The sequence below is a fragment of the Photobacterium sp. 1_MG-2023 genome (assembly GCF_030547945.1).
Classification (GTDB): domain Bacteria; phylum Pseudomonadota; class Gammaproteobacteria; order Enterobacterales; family Vibrionaceae; genus Photobacterium.
On sequence record NZ_JAUORR010000003.1, the window covers coordinates 308,590 to 315,956 of the forward strand.

The window sequence follows — 7,367 nt, forward strand, 5'->3', positions numbered from 1 at the left end:
CTTTGCCTTTATGTTCGCATAAAGGCGTTTTTCTTTGTCAGAGAAATATCAATTCCTGCTTTCATCTCGAATTCTGATGCAGTGATCTGAATTTCGGTTTCTGTTCCACCTGCCATGAATTCATTCCCAGACAAAAATATCCAGAGCTTCAGACAGAACCAACTTGGTTTCTGAAAAAAATACGTATTCGTGATACCGGTAATTTTATATGTATGAATGATATCCTTCTGCCTGCTCTCTGTATTTCCTGAACCTGCCCCCTCAATATGCTTCATTTCTCCCTGCCACGTGATGAATACTTTATCGGCGCTGAATGACAATAAAAAACTGGCGTCTCAAATGAAATGCTCACACTTTCACTTTTCCAAAGTGACCTAAACCAACCTGAACCGAAGAGTCATAAAAATAAAAAATCCCCGCCGAGGCAGGGATTTATCAATCCTTTCTGAGATGTATGTTGCTTTTAGGCCAGTACTTCAGCCGCATCAACAAATGGCAGATCCAACGCTGAGGATACTTCGTGGCAAGTAATCTGACCACGATAAACATTCAGACCGTTCAGCAGGTGCTTGTCTTCTTTCAGTGCCGCTTTGTAGCCTTTGTTTGCCAGTTTCAGAATGTATGGCAGTGTCACGTTATTCAGTGCAAACGTTGATGTACGGGCAACAGCGCCCGGCATGTTCGCGACACAGTAGTGGACAACATCGTCAACAATGAAAGTTGGCTCGCTGTGTGTCGTCGCGTGAGAAGTTTCGACACAGCCACCCTGGTCGATTGCAACATCGACAATGGCAGAGCCTGGTTTCATCTTCTTAATCATTTCAGCAGTCACCAGCTTCGGTGCAGCAGCACCGGCAACCAGAACACCACCAATCACCAGATCCGCTTCCAGGACGTGCTTTTCAATCGCATCTTTCGTTGAGTATACGCACTGAACTTTGCCTTCAAACTGAGCATCCAGTTTACGCAAAACATCAATGCTGCGATCCAGCACAACGACGTTTGCACGCAGGCCAACAGCCATTTGTGCAGCGTTGGCACCCACGACACCGCCACCGATAATGACCACTTTAGCTGGTTCAACACCTGGAACACCAGCCAGCAGCATGCCGCTACCACCCCGTGATTTTTCCAGTGCAAATGCGCCCGCCTGAATCGACATACGGCCAGCCACTTCAGACATTGGCGCCAGCAGAGGCAGACGACCCGCATCATCCGTGACCGTTTCATAAGCAATACACACCGCCTTGCTGTTAACCAGGTCATGCGTTTGCTCTGGGTCCGGTGCAAGGTGCAGGTATGTAAACAGAATCTGACCTTCACGCAGCATTGCACGCTCAACAGCCTGAGGCTCTTTCACTTTCACAATCATTTCAGCTTCTGCAAACACATCTGCTGCGGTTGGCAGAATTTTCGCACCTGCATCGATGTAGTCCTGATCGCTGAAACCGATACCGACACCCGCCTGAGTTTCAACATAAACCGTGTGGCCATGTGCAACCGCTTCGTTCACAGAAGCTGGCACCATACCCACGCGGTACTCATGAACTTTAATTTCCTTCGGTACACCAATAATCATGTTTGTTTCCTTGCTGCTTGTCAGAGGTTGCGGAAACAATAATGGAATCGAACTGAAATGTGTCACCGTTTTTTAACCTAAAACCAACAAATGAAACCAATCACTACCAAGAACTCAGCATATCATGCTGTTTTTGACTTTCGTCACACGACAAAAGCTCAAAAAAAGCACCATTTTCAGACCCCATCACTGGTTTCAACCCTAAATCATGGCCTTTAAGTCTGAATATTCCGTAAAATACAGAATATATATCCTTATTGACAGAATTAATAAATCAAAAAAGTGCAGTCATGCTGAGTCATTTAGATAGGCCGAATAAAATGCTGGTTTGTCGGGATTGAGAACCGACTTCAATGGGATGAATGACTATTGAGAAAGGATTTCAAGGAGATCATAAAAAACGCCACAGTCTGTGGCGTTGCATGTTCAGGACTCTGAATGCGGTTATTCGTCCCCTTCCCAGGGCATTTCCGGCAAAGCATCCAGATGTTCTGAATAGCGCTTGAGGTTAAATTCACCGTCATTTTTGGCAACGTCGAAGACTTCAACGGAGAGCGCGCAAGCGATCATCTCAATCGCTTCTTCTCTTGGCGTACCAGTCATCACCAAACGCATCAATGTTTCTTTGACTTTGATTGGATTGCCGTCTGCCAGCTGGTTCTCAACCGTTTCAACAAGCATTTCGCCTGTCATGATGTCGTCGTCTTGCATGTTCCTATCCTTCATTCATCGGGAAACTCAGGCTCATAGTACCGCAGCGGCTCATTGAACACTATGACTCTCGCCGATTGCTTCACCAGCGGGGTATACTTCTCTGAATTGCAGGATAAAACCGAGCATCAATGAACTTAGATACCAAATGGCTGGAAGATTTTGTGGCTTTGTGTGAAGTCAGAATTTTCTCATCCGGCACATCACCCAGCCTGCATTCGGACGTCATATCAAATCACTGGAAGCAGCCGTCGGAATACAGTTGGCCGACCGGAGTACACCCCCTGTCAGCCTTTGTTTGTGTGGCGATGACCATCTTCAGCTTTAATTCAGGCAACGGTATTGCGGCGGCAATGGTCGTGTATGCATTTCTGAAGCTGGCCACCGGTCGGTCTATGCCATTGCACTGGCGATGATTGATTACTTTTACGTCGTCGGCGGACATTAATCGACTGACCTATGGTTTCTGTTGGACAGATTTGCTGAAGGTAAACTGGTACAAAAAACCTGCCTCGGCAGGTTTTTTCAGCCATCTTATACCAATCAAAGTAAGTCAATGATCAGAAATAGCGTCGGAAAAATGTTTGAGAACAAGGCGGATTTTTTAGATAAGTAGTTATTCTACAATCAAAAAATCTAACGCAGTGATCGAACATTTTAGCAAGCTAGGGTGACCAGTTATTTACTGCGATTGGTATTACACCGCAATATCCAGACTTGCGCCATTGACGCCGTTCAGGCGGAACCAGCCGGCAATACTGAAGCGTTTCCGGTTCGCGGGCAAAACTTCATGTGGAAAATCTTCCGATAAAAATACCACTAACCGGCCACCTTTAGGCGTCAGCCGTGTCAGGAAGCTTTCATCATCCCGGTACATCACCAGTTCGCCGCCATCCGATGCCTGCCAGTCCTGATCGTTGAGATAGAAAACTGTGGTCAGCTTCCGGTTGGCTCGTCCACGAAAGCTGTCTCGGTGCTTCTGATAAAAAGCCCCTTCCTCGTATTTGGCAAAATGCGCCTCATACTCAAACAGGCCCAGATACAGGGACCGGTTTGCCGCCTGACGAATGGCTTCCATTTTCTCGAGATAAGCCTGAACCGGCTGCCCCATGGTTTCAGACAACCAATGAATTTTGTCACTGCGAATCGATTTCACCAGCGTATGCTCATCCTGCCGCCCGATACCAGCCTGTGACCACTCGGAGGGCAGACACTGATACAGTGCACTGACTTCATCCACCGAAAGAAAATCGTCCCACACACACCAGCCCTGCGTATGCAGAGCGTCAATCATGACTTCAATGTCCATGGCGAGCCTGTTAATGAACTAAAGATGCAGGCTTTATAGACACTCACCAAGCGGGGCTCAAATCATTCCATTCATGGACTTTCGCAGTAATCTTTATGGATAAAAGAATTCAATGATCGCGACAAAATTATTCAATCGAAATTACACGCTGTTGCCAAGCACCCAGCCCTGAATCTGCGTCGCGACTTTTGGATGAGTCAGTAACTCCATATGTGTGATCCCACCGCCGATCCATTGGTGTGAAAGCGGAAATTCCACTGCGAGCTGATGTGGCGTTGCTTCACCCAGCGCGCTGGATACCGGCACCAGCCCATCACCGATGCGACGACTCCTTTCTTCTTCCACGCTCCGGCTCAGACAACTGGCAATCGCGAAACAAGCCACATGATCCGGCAAGGGCGGACGCATCTGGCTGGTATAAGGCGGATCCCGTTCCCAGTCTGAGTGGCAAATCACGCCCCGGCTCAAGTCCTTACTGCCAGCACTGCGCATGCCGGTGAGATTTGAAAAGGGGCGCAAATAAGGGACAGAAGCACTGCGTGCTTCAATCCAGCTCGCCATTTGGGCCAGCGGTGCACCATTGTGCGGACTGCCCAGCGTAATCAAAGACGCCAGTTTCTTGAGCCAGCCCACCTGATGTCTGTCGGCATAGAAGCAGGCACTGCGGCAAACCAGGCCGCCCATACTGTGGCCAATCAGGACAATTTCTTTCACTTCACACGGCCATGCCTGAACCAGTTGTTCAAGCATCAGGGCAAAGTCTTCTCCGTTCTGTGAAATATGTCGTCCTGTGTTATAGCGCAAATAAACGGGTGAATAGCCAAATTTAACGAGGCTCCGGCCATGGTCGTGTGGTTTGCGTTGCCATTGGCTGTCGTTCATGCACCAGCCATGGACACAAATCACAATCCGGGGCTGGGGAGAAACCAGTTGACCCGCCAGTGTCAGCGAATCCAAACTCAGCCGCCCCATCTGGCTGCTGAAACCCAGGGTCTGCGCCAGACGGCTCCGACGTTCCGCCAGAGCATCCCCCATCACCCCATTGAGTGTCGCAATCACTAAATCACTGGGTGCAGCAGGTAATCCGGTTTCAATCAACTCCTCCAGTCCGGATTTCCACTGTGTGGAGTTGGCAGACACTTTCTCAGAAAGATCATTGAGTAGCAGTTGCAACGTCCGGTTTATTCGATGTTTTAAGACCATAAAGTCCCTCCTCGCTTTCCTAAGCTTCCGCGCTTCATCCAGGAAGGTCAAGATTCAGTCAATGTGAAACACTTCAAGCATTGAGACAAAACTCAGCATGAGAAGTCGCGAACTTAGAGTACAGACTCTAATCTATGCCAGACGGATAAAAATACAATCAAGAGAGCAACCATGGACGCTTACCTGAAAGAAACCGCATATTTCGATTTTCATCACCCGGATATCGAGGCCTTTAATCATAAAGTCACTGCCAGTAACCTCAAAGACAAAGCGATTCAAATTTACTATCTGGTCCGGGATGAAATTGTTTACAACCCTTACACGCTGCAAGATGGATTACCCAGCCTGAAAGCCAGTTATTGTTTACAGAATTATCAGGCATATTGCATCCCAAAAGCATCGCTGATGGTAGCACTTTGCCGATTGAATGGGATCCCCGCTCGGCTGGGGCTTGCAGATGTTATCAATCACTTATCTACACCGGCACTGGTCGAATGGCTGGGCACCGACTACTTTGCACTGCATGGCTATGCAGAGATCTTCCTGAATGGCCGATGGATAAAAGTGACCCCCGTCTTTCATCAGGCACTTTGTGACAAGTTTAATGTAGCTGCTTTGGAATTTGATGGAGAACATGATGCCATTCTCCATTCGGCCACAAAAGATGGCAGCAAACATATGGAGTATGTAAAATATCACGGTTATTTTGATGATATGCCGGTTGAATTTATTCAGGAAACCGCTGTTGAGGTTTACCCTCGCTTTGCTGCCATTTTTCATATTGATGACACAGCCCCGCTTCAATAATGACTCATCAACATGGGTCAGCGGAGTGTAATTCATTCGAAGAATGACACTCCCTGACTCACTTTCTGCTGGTTCACAGATTTCATCTGCATATTTATTTTACGCCGAAAAGTTATTTCGCTTTTTCACGCCAATTGCATACAATGACAAGGCAGCTGGAGAAGCTTTAGGAGAGAAGTAGTGACCACGCCAGTGAAAAAGAAGTCAACGTTAAAGAAATCCCCCCCTGAAAGTGCAGCACAAACTCAGGACGATATTGTTTACGGCCATATTTTTGACGCCATTCTTGAACAGCGTCTGCCACCCAACACCAAGCTGAATGAAGAAGCGCTGGGTGAAATTTTTGGCGTCAGCCGGACCATTATCCGTCGTGCTTTGTTACGCCTGTCTGTGGAACAGATTGTTAAGATCCGGCCAAACCGCGGTGCAGTTGTCGCAGCGCCCAATGTCGAAGAAGCCCGGCAAGTGCTGAAAGCCCGTGAAGTGCTGGAGTTGGCGATCACCGAGCTGGCTGTAGAACATGCCACCAGTGAGCAGGTAGCGACTTTGCGTGAACTGGTTGAAAAAGAGCATGCCGCATTCGACCAGGGCGATGTAGGCCGGGGAATCCGCCTGTCGGGCGAATTCCATATCCAGCTGGCTCACATGGCAAACAACCCGCCATTACTCTCCTTCCAGCGCAGTATTGTTTCTCAGACGTCTTTAATCATTGCTTTATATGAAGTGGGCAACCGCGGCCAGTGTTCGTTTGATGAACATCACCAGCTACTAGATGCCATTGAAGCCGGTGAGAAAGAAAAAGCAGTCACGCTGATGCGACACCACTTAGGCCACATCAATGCCAAGCTGGCGTTGGATGATGAGGCAATCAGCAGCGATCTGCACGCGGTATTCTCAGATGTTGTTTTAAAGCGCAGGTAGCCGAAACAATACCACCACGAAATCAAAACAAATATTGTATACAATAATAACATGCCCTATACTGACTTCAGTGGGGCATGCAGCCTACGCGTTCGGTTCGGTATTGTATAAAGTCGTCGCTGCACGCTCCCACCTACCCTAACCTCCTGTTCTGACCCGAGCTTTCCCTGTTATCTGTTCCATATCCTAGTTTTTCCTGATCTGTTTTTGCTTCAAATATATACAATTTTTGTATACAAAGTTAATCATGGCTACCTTGCTCGCACAAGCGGGGACCTGGTCACATTCAACGGCACCTACATAAAGCTCAGCAGATCACATCAAGTCACATCGTCGGGTACAGCATGAATTGTATGAAATTTGTCTTTCCCGCGCAGGCGGGAACCCAGTGACGTTGATGCGCCGGAGCCTCGTCTGGACGCAGTGAACGATATTACAGAATGGCTGAACCTTGCTGTGATGTTGTCTGTTCAATGATGATTTTCGTGTGCTATTAATCCGGCGATTTATGGATTCCCGCCTGCGCGGGAATGACGGTAATTGACTGAATTATATCAACTTTTTCGTTCCCGCGCAGGCGGGAACCCAGAGACGTTAATGCGCCGGAGCCTCGTCTGGACACTGTGAACGATTCAACAGAATGGCCTGAACCTTGCTGTGATTTTATCTGTTCAATGATGATTTTCGTGTGCTATTAATCCGGCGCTCTATGGATTCCCGCCTGCGCGGGAATGACGGTAATTGACTGAATTTTATGAAGTTTTTCGTTCCCGCGCAGGCGGGAACCCAGAGACGTTAATGCGCCGGAGCCTCGTCTGGACACTGTGAACGATTCAA

7 protein-coding genes and 1 pseudogene are annotated in these 7,367 nt (G+C 48.1%); 3 read left to right on the forward strand and 5 right to left on the reverse strand.

Going from position 1 to position 7,367, the window contains the following annotated elements:
- Nucleotides 1–8: 8 nt before the first annotated feature.
- The 3 genes from Q4579_RS05020 to Q4579_RS05030 form a co-directional block, all read right to left on the reverse strand.
- Nucleotides 9–275 (reverse strand): hypothetical protein, encoded by a 267-nt coding sequence (locus Q4579_RS05020; protein WP_303562162.1) that lies wholly within the window; start codon nucleotides 273–275, stop codon nucleotides 9–11.
- 188 nt (nucleotides 276–463) lie between these two features.
- The gene (ald, locus tag Q4579_RS05025) at nucleotides 464–1,579 is read right to left on the reverse strand and encodes an alanine dehydrogenase (protein ID WP_303562164.1); all 1,116 of its coding nucleotides are present in this window, start codon (nucleotides 1,577–1,579) and stop codon (nucleotides 464–466) included.
- 444 nt (nucleotides 1,580–2,023) lie between these two features.
- On the reverse strand, nucleotides 2,024–2,290 hold the full coding sequence (locus Q4579_RS05030) for a hypothetical protein (protein WP_211648006.1): 267 nt from the start codon (nucleotides 2,288–2,290) through the stop codon (nucleotides 2,024–2,026).
- A 131-nt stretch (nucleotides 2,291–2,421) separates the two neighbouring features.
- On the opposite strand from Q4579_RS05030, the pseudogene Q4579_RS05035 reads away from it, so the two are divergent.
- A pseudogene (locus Q4579_RS05035) lies at nucleotides 2,422–2,585 on the forward strand (LysR family transcriptional regulator); the annotation flags it as partial.
- A 402-nt stretch (nucleotides 2,586–2,987) separates the two neighbouring features.
- On the opposite strand, the gene Q4579_RS05040 reads toward Q4579_RS05035, so the two are convergent.
- Both Q4579_RS05040 and Q4579_RS05045 read right to left on the reverse strand, forming a co-directional pair.
- The gene (locus Q4579_RS05040; protein ID WP_303562165.1) at nucleotides 2,988–3,599 is read right to left on the reverse strand and encodes a 2OG-Fe(II) oxygenase; all 612 of its coding nucleotides are present in this window, start codon (nucleotides 3,597–3,599) and stop codon (nucleotides 2,988–2,990) included.
- 141 nt (nucleotides 3,600–3,740) lie between these two features.
- Entirely contained in the window at nucleotides 3,741–4,802 is a 1,062-nt protein-coding gene (locus Q4579_RS05045; RefSeq protein ID WP_303562167.1) for a triacylglycerol lipase, read from the reverse strand.
- Between the two features lie 171 nt (nucleotides 4,803–4,973).
- Here Q4579_RS05045 and Q4579_RS05050 point away from each other — a divergent pair, with 171 nt between their 5' ends.
- Both Q4579_RS05050 and Q4579_RS05055 read left to right on the forward strand, forming a co-directional pair.
- Nucleotides 4,974–5,609, forward strand: coding sequence for a transglutaminase family protein (locus Q4579_RS05050; RefSeq protein WP_303562169.1), 636 nt, complete (start codon nucleotides 4,974–4,976; stop codon nucleotides 5,607–5,609).
- A gap of 180 nt (nucleotides 5,610–5,789) precedes the next feature.
- Nucleotides 5,790–6,530 (forward strand): GntR family transcriptional regulator, encoded by a 741-nt coding sequence (locus Q4579_RS05055; RefSeq protein ID WP_303562170.1) that lies wholly within the window; start codon nucleotides 5,790–5,792, stop codon nucleotides 6,528–6,530.
- The last annotated feature ends 837 nt before the right edge of the window (nucleotides 6,531–7,367 follow it).

What these genes read in the sequence shown, in the direction of transcription:
- Q4579_RS05030 (WP_211648006.1), bottom strand. Translation starts at nt 2,290, where the DNA reads ATGCAAGACGACGACATCATGACAGGCGAAATGCTTGTTGAAACGGTT.
- ald (WP_303562164.1), bottom strand. Translation starts at nt 1,579, where the DNA reads ATGATTATTGGTGTACCGAAGGAAATTAAAGTTCATGAGTACCGCGTG.
- Q4579_RS05040 (WP_303562165.1), bottom strand. Translation starts at nt 3,599, where the DNA reads ATGGACATTGAAGTCATGATTGACGCTCTGCATACGCAGGGCTGGTGT.
- Q4579_RS05045 (WP_303562167.1), bottom strand. Translation starts at nt 4,802, where the DNA reads ATGGTCTTAAAACATCGAATAAACCGGACGTTGCAACTGCTACTCAAT.
- Q4579_RS05050 (WP_303562169.1), top strand. Translation starts at nt 4,974, where the DNA reads ATGGACGCTTACCTGAAAGAAACCGCATATTTCGATTTTCATCACCCG.
- Q4579_RS05020 (WP_303562162.1), bottom strand. Translation starts at nt 275, where the DNA reads ATGAAGCATATTGAGGGGGCAGGTTCAGGAAATACAGAGAGCAGGCAG.